Raw genomic sequence first — 14,778 nt, forward strand, 5'->3', positions numbered from 1 at the left:
ATCGAGTCTAGTCAGCGGCCAGCGGTCGCATCGCCGTGTTGCGGCAACAGCACGATCCGTGTCCCGTGGACCTGTCCGGCTTCCAGCTGGGCATGGGCCCACCCGGCGTCCCGGAAGGCACCCCTGACGAGGTTCCGCGGTTCCCAAGCGCGGTCGGCAAGCAGGGTGTTGACCGTCTGGGCGGCCTCGGCCAGTTCGCCGACCGTGGCGTTGCTGATCGCGAATCCATGCACGCTGGCATCGCGCATGTACAGCTGGCCGGCCGGCAGCACGGGGGTGGAAGCCGGTCCTGCCATGACCACGATCCGTCCGCGGCGGGCCGCCAGGTCGACAGCCATCTCGAGGTCGTTGTGCCCCGAGGTATCGACCTGCACGTTGAGGCCCCGGGGCGCGGCTTCGCGCAGCCTCCCGGCCAGGTCCGCGTCGTGGTAGTCCAGTACGACGTCGGCCCCCAGGCCACGGCAGTAGTCGGCGTCGGCGGCAGAGGCGGAGGCCAGCACCCGGGCACCGCGGGCCTTGGCCACGACGATCGCAGCCGAGCCGACCTGGCCTGCCCCGCCGGCGACATACACCGTCTGCCCGGCCTCGAGCTGTCCGTGCCGGCCGACGGCGAGCGCGGCCGTCGCACACGGGTGCAGCGCGGCTGCCGCGATGAGGGGGTCCACGCCGTCGGGCAGTGGATAGAGGCGTTCGGCGTCCACGGCCACCAGTTCCGCGGTGGCCCCGGGACGGCCGTCGAAGCCCAGGCTGTTCGTCCAGGCCCGCTGCCCCACGCCGACGCCCCGGACGCCGGTCCCGGTGGCCTCGACTGTGCCCACTGCGTCGCGGCCCACGGCGACGGGGAAGTCCAGGTCCGTCGCATAGACGCCCGAGCGCACGAAGGTGTCGACGTGGTTCACGGCCACGGCGTCCACTCGGAGGAGGACCTGGTCGGGGCCGCAGGAGGGTGCGGGAAGCACCAGTTCGCCGATCCCCGCGGCGTCGGTGAGCCGGTCGATGCCGGCGGCGTGGACCGGCCGGCGCTCCGCGGTCATGGCCGGTCCCCCCGACGTGCCAGGACGGCCCGGGTATGGGCCGGGTGGTTGCTGGTCATTTCCTGGACCCCGAGGCCCGCCAGGAAGTCGATGTCGGCGTCGTCGTCGACGGTCCAGACGCGCAGGCGGAGTCCCGCGTCCAGCCAGTGGCGGACCACCTGCTCGTGTGCCCGCGCCCAGGCCACGCCGGGCCCGGCCAGGCCCACGGCGCCGGAATCGAGGAGCGGGACGCCGTCGCGGGCGGAATTGTGGACGACGGCGGCGACGGCGGCCCCCAGCCGGTCCCCAGCGTCCTGGAGACCGCGGATCTTCGCCGGGTTCTCGCCGGTGATGAGCTGGCACAGGGACGCGGCGGGGACCCGGTCCGCCAGGTACCGGATGGATCCGGCGTCAAAGCACATGAAGCTGACGGCCACGTCGCCGATGGCGGACGTCTGCGCGTCCCAGCCGAGGCCTTCGAGCGTGTGCAGCACCGCGTCCTCCAGCCCGCGGCCGAACTCGCTGGGGTGCTTGATCTCGATGGCCAGCCCCAGGGGGCGGCCGGCCGCGGTGGCGATCTGGACGAGTTCGGACAGGGCGGCGAACTGCTCTCGTGGGCCGCCGTAGGCCGTGGGGACCTGGCGCCCGGCCCATCCGGAGAAGTCCAGCCCGCGCAGTTCCGCGAGGGTGTACGAGGAAATGCGTCCCGAGGCATTCGAGGTCCGGTCGACGGTCTGGTCGTGGTGGCAGACGACCTGCCGGTCCCGGCTGAGGTGGACATCGCATTCGATGCCGTCGGCGCCGTCGGCGATCGCCTGGAGGTAGGCGGCCCGCGTGTTCTCAGCGTAGACGCCGCTGGATCCACGATGGGCATAGACGTTCTGCATGATGCCCACGCTACGCGATGCCCGGCACGCGCCCGGGCGCCAGGGGTGCACTATCGTGGAACAGCCCCCGAGGTCCCACCGATTGGAGCACCATGGCCCTGATGTCAGATGCCGAGCGGGCCACCGCGCTGCGCCGCATGAAGTCGATCGCGACGGGGCTGCTCATCGGCATGGCCGTCGTCTTCGCCGTGTCCTTTGCCCTGCAGGAGACCTATGGTTGGCTGCAGTACGTGCGTGCGGCCGCCGAGGGCGGCATGGTCGGTGCCCTGGCCGATTGGTTCGCCGTGACGGCGCTGTTCCGGCATCCGATGGGATTGCCCATCCCGCATACCGCGATCATCCCGCGCAAGAAGGACCAGATCGGCGAAAGCCTGGGCGGGTTCGTCCAGGAGAACTTCCTCTCCGACGAGGTCGTCGGGGCGAAGCTGGGGTCGATGGCCATGGCCGCTCCGGTGGGTGCCTGGCTCTCCCGCCCGGCGAATGCCGAGCGGATCGCCCTCGAGGGTGCCACCGCCATCCGTGCCGTCCTCGAGGTGGTCGACGACGAGGATGTGCTGCAGCTGCTGGAGTCGCTGGCCCGCAAGCACATGTTGGCCCCCGAGTGGTCCTCCACACTGGGCCGGATGCTCGAACTGGTCCTGCGCGACGGGCACCAGCGCCCCCTGGTGGACCTGGTGGCCGACCGGGCCGCCGAGTGGGTGGCGACGAACCGGGAGACCGTCGTCCGGCTGGTCGCCGATCGTTCACCCGCGTGGCTACCGGCGGTCGTGGATTCGCTGGTGGGCGAACGGCTGCACCGCGAGCTGGCGGGGTTCCTGGCTGCCGTGCGGGCCGACCCGGACCACCGGGTACGCCGCAGCATCGACGGGTGGCTCGCCGATTTCGCCCACGACATGCAGCACAGCCCGGAGACCATCGACCGGGTTGAGCGGCTCAAGCACGCGGTGCTGGACGATCCCCAGCTGCACGAGGCGATGGCCGCCGGCTGGGAGTCGATCAAGACGGCCCTGCTCGACGCGGTGGAGAACCCCGCCTCGGAACTGCGGGCCAGCTTCGTGCGGGCCGTGATGGACCTCGGGTCCCGGCTGCGCACCGATACGGCATTGGCGGCCAAGCTGGACGCGTGGATCGCCGGGGCCGCAGGCTACCTGGTGCACACCTACCGGGACCAGGTCACCGCGCTGATCGGCGATACCGTCGCCCGCTGGGACGGGCCGGAGACCAGCCGGAAGATCGAGTTGCAGGTGGGCCGGGACCTGCAGTTCATCCGCATCAACGGCACGGTCGTCGGATCCCTGGCCGGGGTGGCGATCTTCGCCGTCGCACAGGCGCTACTGGGCTGAGCCACCCGCACGGCGGGCCCGTTCCTGCTCGATCCCGCGCTCGACTTCCGTCTGGGCACGGTCCCGGGATGCGCCGTCGTGCCCCTCCCCCTCGGATGCGGGGGTGCCGGCGGCCGGCCGGCCCTGCAGGGAGGCCGCCAGCTCGCCCGGGATGGTGGCCGGGACAGGGCCGAACGCCAGACCGGCGGCCTCGATGACCCTCTTGCCCAGGAAGCGGTTGCCGACGCCGCCGACCGCGGCGCCCACGCCGAACGGGATCGCGCGGCCGAGGATCGAGGCCCCCTGGGTGGCGAGGATCTTGCGCAGGAAGCGCTTCTGCACCTGCGCGCCGATGGCACCCCAGGCGCCCGAGGGCTTGCCGGAACCGAAGACGGCACCCCAGCCCGTGATGGGACCGGCGCCGCGGCCGGCGGCCTGATGGGTCAGCGCGGAGATCATCGAACTGCCCTCGTCGCCCATCAGGATGGCCATCACCAGCACGCGGGCCTTCTCCGGGTCCTCGGTGGTGATGCCGTGTAGTTCGGCCAGCGACTGGGCATAGAGTGCGCTGGCCTCCAGGAAGCCGACCGTGGCCGCCGCGGAGAGGCCCAGCGATGCCGCGGTGCCGATCCCCGGGACGACGGCGGAGGCACCCACGGCGGCCCCGCCCCCGGTGACGGCGACCAGGTAGTCGCGTTCGACCAGCCGGGCCAGCTCGGCGCCGGTGGCCGCGGGATGCTTGCGGCGCAGGAGGCGCAGGTAGGACAGCACCAGGGGCCGCTGGACGCCGATCGCCTTGATGATGGCGCCTTGGACGCCCGCGACGGGCTTGCCGTCCGGGCCCAGGACTGCCGACGTGATCTTTTCCTTCATGCGTTCGAGCCTACGCGGCGTCGGCCCGGCGCGGGAACCACTCAGGCCGCGGCCGGTGCGGGCTGCACGGCGGTCCCGGCAACAACGGCCTTGCGCAGGGCCAGGAACAGCAGGACGATCCCGGCGGTAAGCAGGATGTGCCCCAGGCCGGCGATCCCGGCAAGTGCTGCGGAGGAGGCGTCGGCGCCTAGGACGGTCAGCGAGCCCTTGACGAGCATCATGCCGCCGGTCAGGGCCACACCGACGGTCCAGACCCAGTAGAACCAGCCGCTCAGCTTCGGTGCGGCCGCGCCGAGGTGCAGGACGCGCTCGAGGACCATCACGAGCAGCAGCACCATGAAGCCGAGCACCAGGAAGTGCGTGTGGACCAGCGGCAGCTGGCTGGCCGAGCGGTCGGTGAAGTCGTTGGCCTTGGTCAGCTCCCGGTAGAACAGGCCGGAGAAGACGCCGACGATCGCGAAGGTGAAGGAGGTGTAGAGCAGGCGGAGCACTGCGGGGCCTTTCGTTGACGGGTCAGGCTGATTGCCTGCCATCAACGATTCCGGAAAAGGCGGCCGGGGTGATCAACCGTTCGGTGGACCCGGGGTGTGGGACCGGCCACGTTCGGCGCGGGCACGGGGGCGGGGGTGCCCGCGATCGGGCGTCGCCGGCTACTGCGCGTCGGGCAGGTCGATGTCGACCCAGACGAGGCGGTGGTTGCCGCTGGGGGCGGGATCGCCGAACACCAGCTCGCGTCCGTCCTGGCGGGCCGCGGGCCAGAACACCCCGGCCCCGTCCACCGGCAGGGCCGCCGCCGGCAGCACGTAGTCGGTCCGCAGGGCGCCGGCGTCGCTGGTGGAGGTCCGCAGCCGCGGGGCCGCGGCCTCGTCGTCGTCCGGCTGGCCCGGGCGCGTGATGCCGGTTTCGGCGGCCCCGTCGGAGGCCGGCCGCGGATCGACCAGGGCCGGGTTCTCGAGCAGTTCGCGCACGGCGCCGGTGGCCGCATCCCCATGGCTGGGGTCGGCGTCGAGGTCGCCGAGGACCACGAACGGGGCATCGGCGGCCAGGCCGCCGGAGTGCCCGGCGTCGTCGGTGATGTAGGCCGCGTCGGCACCGCCGCCGACGTAGTCGGAGACCAGGCGGATCTGGTCCGCGTTGCGCCCCTGCTGGGGTGAGCCGCCCTCGTCCACGGGGGCGCCGGCGTCAGCGGCTATCACGTGCACCGTGGAGCCGTCCACCTGGACCGGGACGTCCCAGGTGGTGGAGCTGTTCAGCCGCAGGACGTTGCGCACCAGTGGCGAATACCGCTGGTGGGGCATGCGGTTGTCGGGCATCGATTTCCAGAGCATCCGCTGGAACGTGCGCACGTCCTGCTGCCCGATCGGGTACTTGGAGTACAGCACCATGCCGTGCTGGCCGGGGAAGTCGCCGAAGCCGAAGCTGTCCGCGGCGTCCCCGACGGTTCCATTGCCGTCCAGGTCGGCACCGGTGGCGATGCCGTTGTTGGTCGGGGCCGTATACAGGTACGGGTAGTCGACCGGCCGCTGCCCGCCCTGGCCCTGTTCGAGGTAGTTGGCGCGGAACGACTTGGCGGCCGCGTGGTCCTCGTCGTAGTCGAAATCGCTGAGCAGGACCACGTCCGGGTTGGTGCGCTGGATGACCTCCGCGGCGGCGGCGGCGTGCTCGTCGCCGGGCAGCGAGAGGTCCTGGGCCAGCTCCCCGGCGTAGCCGCGGCTGAGCGAGACGTTGAAGGTCGCCGCCCGCAGCGCCCCAGCCTCCCGGGCCTGCGCCGCAGCGGCGTCCAGCTGGACCCGGAAATGCGGCTGGCCCGGGTTGAGGTAGTCCGTAAGCTCCGGCCCGTCGGCGAGCGCGGGCGCGACGGAGGCAGCCGTCAGGCTGACGGCCAGCAGACCGGCTCCAAGGCCCCTCACGATTGCGCGCACCCATCCAGCGTAGGGCGTCCTGCCCCCTGCCGGAACAGTGGTTCCGGTACCTGGGGACGATTCGACACCGTTCCCCGGCACGACGGCGGCGCCGGACGTAGAACGTCATCCCCGTTGTGCCCTGTCGTGGCGCGGATCGCGGGGATCCGCGCAGTCGCCGTCCGGCCGTGACGAGGGTTGCGGCATTGTTGCCGTATTGAAATTTCCACCGGCTGGAACATTCGGGGATGGCCCGCGCGGGAGGGGTCCGGGTGCGGGAACGCCCCGTGCCGTTACTGCGGCACGGGGCGGGTGCGGGTGGGCCCTACGGGGATCGAACCCGTGACCAGCGGATTAAAAGTCCGATGCTCTACCATCTGAGCTAAAGGCCCGTGCGGCCGAAGCGGCCGTTACACATCCTAACGCAACGCGATGCCCGGTCCGGGCCGGTTACAGCGTGGCCGGCCCGGAGGATGCGGGAGTATCCTCGGGGCATGAACGACGGCCAGACACCAGCATCCGGTGCCGGCAAGCGCCCGCACCACCGGCCCAAGCCCTTCACCCCGGCGGACTTCGAACCGTTCGCCGGCGGCGCCGATCCGGCGCGGGTCTCCGAGGCCGCCCACCTCGCTGCCGAGGCGCTGGTCAACCACGGCCGTGCCAACTCCGATCCCGAGGTCACCCGCCGGCTCATCAAGCTGGCCGACAAGGAGGGGCTGGAGGTGCTCGCCGAGCTGTGGGCCGAAAGCCCACCACGGTCGCTGCCTGGTGCCCTGTGGCGCCTGTATGCGTTGCGCACCGCGACCCAGCGCGAACCCGAACGCTTCTCGGCCTACTTCGCTGCCGGACGGCAGACCGCCGACGTCCCTCGCGTGGTGGCCGGCGTCGCCGAACCCCCGGGGGCCGCCGAGGTGCTGGCGATGACCGATTCGATCCTCACCGGCGCCTTCGACGGCGAATTCGACGTGGCCCTGGAGCGGACCGCCGCGTTCTGCCGCGTCATCGCGCTGGGCCAGGCCGAGCACGCCGATGCCTCCGACGTCTCCAACGGCGACCGCGCCAGCCGGATGACGCGCAATGCGGGGCTGCTGGTGCGCACCGCCGAGGACCTGGAGGCTTCCGCCCGGGCCTGGCGCCGCGGCGAGCTGGCCTGAGGCTGTGGCATCGCCCACTGTCGGGGCCGTGCTGTTGACAGCGCCGCGGAGCGCGGAGAACACTGGAGACGGTGTCGGACCGCGGTAGCCCCGGGCTCCAACTTGCAGCCGCTTCGAGCGGCCTTCCGCCGAGAGGCGCTCCCGGTTCGGCACCATCAACCACCCGCGGCAAGGCGTTTACCCGGCGTGCGTACACTGGGACGAAGTCAGCTCCCCTTCCCCCAGACGCCGGTGGTTTTGCTTCGTGAAATTCAGACTGTTTCCTGCGGAGACGCGCGGCCTCGAGCTGCTCCAGCAGCTGGGCACCACGGTGCGGCAATGCGTCGAGACCCTTTCCGAGCTGCTCGGCGCCCCCGCCGATGACCAGGACGGGCTCATCCGCGAGCTCGAGCGGTTCGAGCAACAGGCCACCGACCTGCACCATGCGCTGCTGGCCCACCTGCGCACCAGCTACGTGAACCCGTTGCCCCGCGAGGACCTGTACACCTTCTCCCGGCTGCTCAACGACGCTGTCGGCGAACTCGCCGGCGCGGGGGACCTCATGGTCACGACGTCGGTGGCCGGCATCTCGCGTCGTGCCGCCGAGCAGCTGGAGATGCTCGGGCGGCAGTCCGAGATGACCACCGAGGCGTTGGGCAAGCTCCAGCGGCCCGACGACCTGGAGGACGTCTGGATCCAGATGATCCGGTTGGGCCGGCGCGCGCGGCGCACGCATCGTGCCTGGCTCGGCGAGATCGCCGAACTGTCCAAGGCTTCCTCGATACTGCGCCACCAGGCCGTCGCCGAGCAGCTGCGCGCCGCAGTGGAGGCGCTGCGCGCGGTCGCCGACCACCTGGGACGCGTCCTGGTCAAGGAATCCTGAGCGGGCCGGCCCGGTGATCGTGTTCCTGTGGTGCGTCTTCGCCGCCATCTGCGCCTTCGCGTTCCTCAACGGCTTCCGGGATGCCTCCAACTCGGTGGCCGCCGCCGTGCGCACCCGGGCCCTGAGCCCCTCGATCGCCGTTCTGCTGGCCGCCTTCTTCGCGGTGGTGGGCACCTTGTTGAGCACAGCCTTCGGCAGTTTCCTGGTTTCCGCCGTCGAACTGCGGGTCCCCGACGGGGCGGCGGGCCTGGCGATCCTGTTCACCGCGGTCCTGGCCGCCGGCGGGTGGGGCCTGTTCTGCTGGTACCGGGCGGTGCCCATGTCCTCGACCCACGCCGTGATCTCCGGGTTCGCCGGGGCCAGCGGGGCCTTTGCCCTGCTGGGCGGCGACGGGGTCCACGGAGTGGCCCGGATGCTGCTGGGCGGGGTCGCCATCCCCCTGGTGCTGACCCCGGTCGTCGCGTTCGTGCTGTCCTACCTGGCGGTCATCCCGCTCACGTGGCGGCTGCGCCATGCCACATCCGCCGACGTGAACACGGTGGGGCGGCTGGGCCAGTCCATCACCGCCGGCGCGGTCGCGTTGGGACACGGGCTGCAGGACGGGCAGCGCACCGCCGCAATGCTCACCCTGGCGCTGGTGGCCGGGCAGGCCACGACGGCGCACGGGATCCCCTTCTGGGCGCAGGCCGTCGCGGCCGGGTGTCTCGGCGCCGGCGTGCTGTGCGGCGGCTGGCGGATCAGCCACACGATCGCCTACCGGCTGGTGCCGATCGACCCGTTGCGCGGCATGGCGGCCCAGGCGGTCTCGGCGGGCATGCTGTATGTGGGGGCCATCGCCCTGCAGATGCCGCTGTCCACGACGCAGGCGGTGACCAGTTCGATCGTCGGCTCGGGGGCCAACCAGCGCTATGAGTCGGTGGTGTGGGGGCGCGTGGCCGGCGTGGCCGTGTACTGGCTGGCCACGCCCCTGGTCTGCATCGTGGCGGCCGGGGTCCTGTTCCTGGCCGTGCATCCGCTCCTGGAATGACGGGCAGGTCCTGGTCCGTGGCACCTCCGGGGGCACCGCCGTCGTCCCCGGTGCGGGAACACGGATGCGGGGCACCATCCGGCGCCCCGCATCCGCTGTGATCCGCTGGGGATCCCCCGGAGATTCCCCCTCCGGGTCCGTTCCCGCCGTGCGCTGACCCGCGGCGGGAACCGTCTGGTTATCCGAACCGGCCGGAGACGTAGTCCTCGGTGGCCTTGACGGACGGGTTGTTGAAGATCGTGGCGGTCTCGTCGTACTCGATGAGCTTGCCCGGCTTCCCGGTGCCCGCGATGTTGAAGAACGCCGTCTTGTCGGAGACGCGGGCGGCCTGCTGCATGTTGTGCGTGACGATCACGACCGTGTAGTCGTTCTTCATCTCGTTGATGAGGTCCTCGATCGCCAGCGTGGAGATCGGGTCCAGGGCCGAGCAGGGCTCGTCCATGAGGATCACGTCGGGCTTAACCGCGATGGTGCGGGCGATGCAGAGGCGCTGCTGCTGCCCGCCGGAGAGGCCGGAGCCGGGCTTGTCGAGGCGGTCCTTGACCTCGTTCCACAGGTTCGCCCCGCGCAGCGAGGACTCCACCAGGTCATCGGCGTCGGCCCGGGAGATCCGGCGGGAGTTCAGCTTCACCCCCGCGAGCACGTTGTCGCGGATCGACATCGTGGGGAACGGGTTGGGGCGCTGGAAGACCATGCCGATCTGGCTGCGCACGGTCACCGGGTCGACCCCGGCGTCGTACAGGTTGTCGCCGTCGAGAAGGACCTTGCCCTCGACGGTGGCGCCGGGGATGACCTCGTGCATCCGGTTCAGGGTGCGCAGGAAGGTCGACTTGCCGCAGCCGGAGGGGCCGATGAAGGCGGTGACGGACTTGGCCTCGATCTGGATGTTCACGTCCTCCACGGCACGGAACTTGGAGTAGTAGACGTTCAGGTCGGAGACGTCGATGCGTTTAGACACGATGTGTTCCTTAGGGGTTCGGGGGGCCTAGCGGCCGGTCTTGGGGGCGAAGATGCGCGCAATCAGGCGGGCGCCGAGGTTCAGGAGCATGACCATGATGATCAGCAGCAGGGCCGCTGCCCAGGCGCGCTGGGCGCTGGGGTCGATGTTCGTCGGCGACGTGGGATTGAGGATCTGGTAGTAGATGAACGTCGGCAGCGTGGCCATCCAGTTGCTGAAGACGTTGAAGTTGATGCTGTTGGCCAGCCCGGCGGTGACCAGGATGGGCGCCGTTTCGCCGATGACGCGGGCGATGGCCAGCGTGACGCCGGAGGCGATGCCGGAGATCGCCGTGGGGATGACGACCTTGGTGATCGTGCGCCACTTGCGCACGCCGAGGGCGTAGGAGGCCTCGCGCAGCTCGTTGGGGACGATCTTGAGCATTTCCTCGGTGGACCGGACGACCGTGGGGATCATCAGCACCGACAGGGCGACGGCGGCGACGATGCCCATGCGGGTGGATGGTCCGAACAGCAGCCCGAACAGCGCCGCGGCGAAGAGGCCGGCGACGATCGAGGGGATGCCGGTCATCACGTCGACGAAGAACGTGATGCCGCGGCTAAGCGCCTTGCCCTGGCCGTATTCGACCAGGTAGATCGCCGCGAGCATCCCGATCGGCACCGAGATGATCGTCGAGCAGAGCGTGATGAGCAGGGTCCCGACCACGGCGTGGTAGGCCCCGCCCAGGACCGGGGCCCCGGCGGCAACGGTCTCGTTGTCCACCGCACCGGTCATCCCGTTCATCGAGTGGAACAGGAAGTGCGAGGTCATCCCGGGCAGCCCGCGTTCGAGCACCGTGTAGAGCACCGACACCAGCGGGATGAGGGCCAGCAGGAAGGCCCCGACGACCAGGTACTTGAAGAACGAGTTGGTGCCCTGCCGCCGGCCCTCCACGACAGTGGTGGTCGCGGTCGCCCCGGCGACGAAGAGCAGCGCGGCGTAGACCAGGAACGAGGCGATGGAGAACCCGCCGAGGGTGGAGGCGGCGGCCCCGAGGACGAGCGCCGCCAGTCCGACGGCGGGAATCGCCCACCGGGGCAGGCGTCCCTTGGAGAGCCGGTTGCGCCGGGTGGGCGGCGGGGTCGGCAGGAGGCCGGTGGTCCGGGTGGTGGTCGTGGTGGTCATCAGTTGGCTCCCGAGAATTCCTGGTGGCGGCTGATGATCCATCGGGCCACCATGTTCACGGCCAGGGTGATCACGAAGAGCACCAGGCCGGCCGCGATGAGTTCGGACATCCGGAGGCCGAAGGCCTCGGGGAAGTTCAGCGCGATCTCGGCGGCGATCGTCTGGTTGCCGGAGGAGATCAGCGACGGGATGAGGGAACCGGTCGACAGGACCAGTGCCACCGCCATCGTCTCGCCCAGGGCGCGTCCGAGGCCGAGCATCACCGCCGAGATGATTCCGGCCCGGGCGAAGGGCAGCACGCTCATGCAGATCATTTCCCAGCGGGTGGCCCCCAGGGCCAGCGCGGCCTCCTCGTGGAGCCCGGGGGTCTGCAGGAAGATCTCGCGGGACAGGGAGGTGATGATCGGCAGCACCATCACGGCGAGCACGATGCCCGCAGTGAGCATGGTCTTGCCGGTCTGGGACACCGGACCGCCGAAGACGGGGAGGAAGCCGAAGTTCGCGTGGAGCCATTCGTAGCCGGGCACCAGCACCGGGGCGAGGACGAGGTAGCCCCAGATCCCGTAGATGACCGAGGGGATGGCTGCGAGCAGGTCGATCACGTAGCCCAGGGGAGCGGCCAACCGACGGGGCGCATAGTGCGAGATGAACAGGGCGACGCCCAGTCCCACGGGGGTGGCGAGCAAGATGGCGATCGCCGCGGCGATGACGGTGCCGACGACGATTGGCCAGATGTAGGAGACAAAGCCCTCGCCGCCGGAGACCTCGGCCGGGTCCGCGGTGAAGGCGGGAATCGCCTGGATGAGGAGGAACAGGGCGACGGCGAAGAGGGTGAGCAGGATGAGGATTCCGGCGCTCCTCGAGGCCCCGGAGAAGACCTTGTCTCCTGTCCGGCCCGAGCCGCCGGCCCGTGTCAGCGTGTTGGTTGTCATGGTGACCCTTCGGTCTGGGGTGGCCCGGCGACCCTGTCGGAGGGGAATTCCTGGTGTCCGGGCGGTGGGGATTCAGGGGCCGGCAATCCTGGTGGGCTGCCGGCCCCGGTGGGTTGCTAGGAGGCGACCGTGATCGAGTCGATGGCCTGCTTGGCCTGCTTCCTCATGGTCTCGGACAGGGGGGCGCTTCCGGCGGAATCGGCGGCGGCCTGCTGGCCTTCTGCACCGACGACGTAGTTGCCCCAGGCCTTGACCAGGTCCACGGTTTCCTGGTCCTTGTAGGTGCTGCAGTAGAGGTGGTAGCTGACCAGGATGATCGGGTAGGCACCCGATTCAGTGGTGTCGCGCTGGAGTTCGAGGGCCATGTCATGGTCGGAGCGGCCGGGGACCGGCTCGGCGGTTTCCACTGCCTTGGCCGCGGCTTCGGCCGAGAGCGTGGTGTACTCATCCCCGACCTTGACCGAGACGGTCCCGAGGTCGCCGACAGCGGAGGCGTCGGCGTAGGTGATGGCGCCGGGGGTCGACGTGGTCGTGGAGACGACGCCGGAGGTTCCCTTGGCGTTTTCCGACTGCAGGTCCGCGGGCCAGTCCCCGGATTCCTCGTAGGTCCAGGTGTCCTTGGCGGCGGCCGCCAGGTACTGGGTGAAGTTCTCGGTGGTGCCGGACTCGTCGTTGCGGTGCACCACGGTGATCCTGGTGTCGGGCAGGTCCACGCCCTCGTTCTGCGCGGCGATCGCCGGGTCGTTCCACGTGGTGATCTCCAGCTTGAAGACTTTCGCGATGGTCTCGGCATCCAGCTTGAGACCGTCGACGCCCTCGAGGTTGTAGGCCACCGCGATCGGGGAGATATAGGCGGGGATATCGAAGGCCCCGTCCGGGCCGCACACCTGCTTCGAGGATTCGATCTCCTCGTCCGACAGGTAGGCGTCGGACCCGGCGAATTGCGCGCCGCCGGCCAGGAAGGCCTTGCGCCCCGCCCCGGAGCCGTCGGGCGAGTACTGGACCTTGGCGTCGGCGTTGGCCGCCTCGAAGCCCGCCTTCCACGCGTCCATGGCCGCCTTCTGCGAGGAGGCCCCGATGCCGGTCAGCGTGCCCGCCGCGGAGGATCCGGAGGTCGCCCCGGCTGCGTCGCCGGTCGGGTTGTCGGAACCACAGGCAGTGAGGGCCAGGGCGGCAACGGAGAGGACGGCCGCTGATCGGCCGATGTGGGTAACCTTCACGTGGTTTGTTCCTTCTTCTACTCTGTGGCGGTGGGACCTTCATGTCCCGTTGGACCGGCGGCCCCGACCGGTCGGCCATTGCCGGCCAACCGGGGTGCCATCGCTGGCCTGCCGCCGTACCCCTGACGCTAGGCAATGCAGGTAAAGAACGGTGCCGGGGAGGGTTAACGCGAGGTGAACGCCGACGGGACGTTGCCCGCCATTGCGGGGAAACAGACGTTTGACAAGGGTTTTCCGTCATACCCGATGAGGATGTGGGGTACGCCACACCGGATACGGGCGCGTACCTCCTTTCATGCCAGACTGTACGAATGGGAAAGGCGAATCCGTTCGGCAAGGTGCTGTCCCTGACGCGCCACCGAACGGTCTCGGGCACCGCGAGGGTGCGCGTGTCGATCGTGCAGATCGTCCAGATCACCATTTGCGCGGTCGGCGCCTACTGGATCGCGGAGCAGCTCCTGGGCCACCAGGGCCCCCTGTTCGCGGCGACCTCTGCCGTAGTGGCCCTCGGCTTCGGCGGAGCGACCAGGATGCGCCGGGTCCTGGAGGTCGCCATCGGGTGCACCCTCGGCATCGCCGTGGGCGACCTGCTGCTCACCCTGCTGGGAACCGGCATCTGGCAGGCGGCCGCCGTCGTCTTCATTTCACTGGTTCTGGCCAGGTTCCTGGACAGCGGATCCATCTTCACCACCCAATTCGGCGTCCAGTCCCTGCTGGTGGTCCTCTTGCCCGCCCCCGACGGCGGCCCCTTCACCCGCAGCGCAGATGCGATCGTCGGCGGGCTCTGCGCCCTGCTCATCACCGCCCTGGCCCCACGTGATCCGCGACGCGCACCGGCCGGGGAACTGCGCCAGCTGATCCGCGAGCTGTCGACGGTGCTGCGTGAGAGCTCCGTGGCCCTGCGGGAATCGGACTCCACCCGCGCCTGGCACGCACTCATCCGGGCGCGGGGAACCCAGGGGTTGATGGACAAGATCCCCGCCTCCCTCACCGGGGCCCATGAAATCGCGACCTTCTCCCCCCACTTCCGCAGGCACCGCGGTGAACTGGAGCGGCTGCGAAGGGTGGCGGGCCAGGTGGACCTGGCCGTGCGCAACGCGCGCGTCTTCACCCGGCGGATGGCCTCGGTCATCACCCACGCGGCCCTGCGCGAAGAAGCGGCCGAGCAGCTCTCGGTCTACCTCGACGAGCTCGCCGATGCCGTCGACGCCCTGGCCCGGTCGGTCATGGAGCCCCAACAATCCCAACGCGACCGCGCCGAACGAGCGGCGCGCGAGGACCTGATTGCCGCGGCGGGGCGCCTCACCCCGGCCTCCTTTGGCGCCACGGGCCTGCAGGGCGAGGGGCTGGTGCTGTTGCTCCGCCCGCTGGTGGTCGACCTGTTGGAGGGAACCGGTCTGGAGCACGCGGACGCGGTCTCCTTCCTGCCCCGGCTCTGAGCGCGGTTTCCTGTCGGCTGCAGGCG

Annotated in this window: 14 protein-coding genes and 1 tRNA gene; 5 read left to right on the forward strand and 10 right to left on the reverse strand. The window is 70.4% G+C overall.

Features of this window, described 5'->3' with window-relative positions:
• Nucleotides 1-11: 11 nt before the first annotated feature.
• Together AB8M85_RS12005 and AB8M85_RS12010 are read right to left on the reverse strand one after the other, a co-directional pair.
• Entirely contained in the window at nucleotides 12-1,034 is a 1,023-nt protein-coding gene (locus AB8M85_RS12005) for an NADPH:quinone reductase (RefSeq protein WP_372699049.1), read from the reverse strand.
• Nucleotides 1,031-1,900 carry a glycerophosphodiester phosphodiesterase gene (locus AB8M85_RS12010; protein ID WP_372699050.1) on the reverse strand — a complete coding sequence of 290 codons (870 nt, stop codon included), beginning with the start codon at nucleotides 1,898-1,900 and terminating at the stop codon, nucleotides 1,031-1,033. Before AB8M85_RS12010 ends, AB8M85_RS12005 begins: the two co-directional genes overlap by 4 nt.
• 92 nt (nucleotides 1,901-1,992) lie before the next feature.
• Between AB8M85_RS12010 and AB8M85_RS12015 the strand changes: the two genes are divergently transcribed.
• The gene (locus AB8M85_RS12015) at nucleotides 1,993-3,243 is read left to right on the forward strand and encodes a DUF445 domain-containing protein (RefSeq protein WP_372699051.1); all 1,251 of its coding nucleotides are present in this window, start codon (nucleotides 1,993-1,995) and stop codon (nucleotides 3,241-3,243) included.
• Here the strand turns inward: AB8M85_RS12015 and AB8M85_RS12020 are convergent.
• The 4 genes from AB8M85_RS12020 to AB8M85_RS12035 all read right to left on the reverse strand — a co-directional run bounded on the left by AB8M85_RS12020 (nucleotide 3,232) and on the right by AB8M85_RS12035 (nucleotide 6,388).
• A complete protein-coding gene (locus AB8M85_RS12020) occupies nucleotides 3,232-4,095 on the reverse strand; it encodes a hypothetical protein (protein ID WP_372699052.1) in 864 nt (287 codons plus the stop codon). The genes AB8M85_RS12015 and AB8M85_RS12020 overlap by 12 nt on opposite strands.
• A 41-nt stretch (nucleotides 4,096-4,136) precedes the next feature.
• Complete coding sequence (locus tag AB8M85_RS12025; protein WP_372699053.1) at nucleotides 4,137-4,586, reverse strand: DUF2871 domain-containing protein; 450 nt, start codon at nucleotides 4,584-4,586, stop codon at nucleotides 4,137-4,139.
• A gap of 159 nt (nucleotides 4,587-4,745) precedes the next feature.
• Nucleotides 4,746-6,017: an endonuclease/exonuclease/phosphatase family protein gene (locus AB8M85_RS12030; protein ID WP_372699054.1), complete on the reverse strand. Its 1,272-nt coding sequence runs from the start codon at nucleotides 6,015-6,017 to the stop codon at nucleotides 4,746-4,748.
• Between the two features lie 298 nt (nucleotides 6,018-6,315).
• Nucleotides 6,316-6,388 (reverse strand) — tRNA-Lys (locus AB8M85_RS12035).
• 102 nt (nucleotides 6,389-6,490) lie between these two features.
• Here AB8M85_RS12035 and AB8M85_RS12040 point away from each other — a divergent pair.
• The 3 genes from AB8M85_RS12040 to AB8M85_RS12050 all read left to right on the forward strand — a co-directional run bounded on the left by AB8M85_RS12040 (nucleotide 6,491) and on the right by AB8M85_RS12050 (nucleotide 9,039).
• Nucleotides 6,491-7,150 (forward strand): hypothetical protein, encoded by a 660-nt coding sequence (locus tag AB8M85_RS12040; RefSeq protein ID WP_372699055.1) that lies wholly within the window; start codon nucleotides 6,491-6,493, stop codon nucleotides 7,148-7,150.
• A 244-nt stretch (nucleotides 7,151-7,394) separates the two neighbouring features.
• Nucleotides 7,395-8,012 carry a hypothetical protein gene (locus tag AB8M85_RS12045; protein WP_372699056.1) on the forward strand — a complete coding sequence of 206 codons (618 nt, stop codon included), beginning with the start codon at nucleotides 7,395-7,397 and terminating at the stop codon, nucleotides 8,010-8,012.
• Nucleotides 8,013-8,025: 13 nt separating this feature from the next.
• Complete coding sequence (locus AB8M85_RS12050; protein WP_372699057.1) at nucleotides 8,026-9,039, forward strand: anion permease; 1,014 nt, start codon at nucleotides 8,026-8,028, stop codon at nucleotides 9,037-9,039.
• Between the two features lie 178 nt (nucleotides 9,040-9,217).
• Here the strand turns inward: AB8M85_RS12050 and pstB are convergent, their stop codons facing one another.
• The 4 genes from pstB to pstS form a co-directional block, all read right to left on the reverse strand.
• Entirely contained in the window at nucleotides 9,218-9,997 is a 780-nt protein-coding gene (pstB, locus tag AB8M85_RS12055) for a phosphate ABC transporter ATP-binding protein PstB (RefSeq protein WP_372699058.1), read from the reverse strand.
• Nucleotides 9,998-10,024: 27 nt separating this feature from the next.
• Nucleotides 10,025-11,161 (reverse strand): phosphate ABC transporter permease PstA, encoded by a 1,137-nt coding sequence (gene pstA / locus AB8M85_RS12060; RefSeq protein WP_372699059.1) that lies wholly within the window; start codon nucleotides 11,159-11,161, stop codon nucleotides 10,025-10,027.
• A complete protein-coding gene (gene pstC / locus AB8M85_RS12065) occupies nucleotides 11,161-12,093 on the reverse strand; it encodes a phosphate ABC transporter permease subunit PstC (RefSeq protein ID WP_372699060.1) in 933 nt (310 codons plus the stop codon). Before pstC ends, pstA begins: the two co-directional genes overlap by 1 nt.
• A 116-nt stretch (nucleotides 12,094-12,209) precedes the next feature.
• Nucleotides 12,210-13,313, reverse strand: a complete 1,104-nt coding sequence (gene pstS, locus AB8M85_RS12070) for a phosphate ABC transporter substrate-binding protein PstS (RefSeq protein WP_372699061.1) — start codon at nucleotides 13,311-13,313, stop codon at nucleotides 12,210-12,212.
• Between the two features lie 311 nt (nucleotides 13,314-13,624).
• Between pstS and AB8M85_RS12075 the strand changes: the two genes are divergently transcribed.
• The gene (locus AB8M85_RS12075) at nucleotides 13,625-14,752 is read left to right on the forward strand and encodes an aromatic acid exporter family protein (RefSeq protein WP_372699062.1); all 1,128 of its coding nucleotides are present in this window, start codon (nucleotides 13,625-13,627) and stop codon (nucleotides 14,750-14,752) included.
• Nucleotides 14,753-14,778 lie beyond the last annotated feature (26 nt).

Source organism: Arthrobacter sp. JSM 101049 (assembly GCF_041679245.1).
GTDB lineage: Bacteria > Actinomycetota > Actinomycetes > Actinomycetales > Micrococcaceae > Arthrobacter_H.

What these genes read in the sequence shown, in the direction of transcription:
- AB8M85_RS12005 (WP_372699049.1), bottom strand. Translation starts at nt 1,034, where the DNA reads ATGACCGCGGAGCGCCGGCCGGTCCACGCCGCCGGCATCGACCGGCTC.
- AB8M85_RS12010 (WP_372699050.1), bottom strand. Translation starts at nt 1,900, where the DNA reads ATGCAGAACGTCTATGCCCATCGTGGATCCAGCGGCGTCTACGCTGAG.
- AB8M85_RS12015 (WP_372699051.1), top strand. Translation starts at nt 1,993, where the DNA reads ATGGCCCTGATGTCAGATGCCGAGCGGGCCACCGCGCTGCGCCGCATG.
- AB8M85_RS12020 (WP_372699052.1), bottom strand. Translation starts at nt 4,095, where the DNA reads ATGAAGGAAAAGATCACGTCGGCAGTCCTGGGCCCGGACGGCAAGCCC.
- AB8M85_RS12040 (WP_372699055.1), top strand. Translation starts at nt 6,491, where the DNA reads ATGAACGACGGCCAGACACCAGCATCCGGTGCCGGCAAGCGCCCGCAC.
- pstA (WP_372699059.1), bottom strand. Translation starts at nt 11,161, where the DNA reads ATGACCACCACGACCACCACCCGGACCACCGGCCTCCTGCCGACCCCG.
- pstC (WP_372699060.1), bottom strand. Translation starts at nt 12,093, where the DNA reads ATGACAACCAACACGCTGACACGGGCCGGCGGCTCGGGCCGGACAGGA.
- AB8M85_RS12075 (WP_372699062.1), top strand. Translation starts at nt 13,625, where the DNA reads ATGGGAAAGGCGAATCCGTTCGGCAAGGTGCTGTCCCTGACGCGCCAC.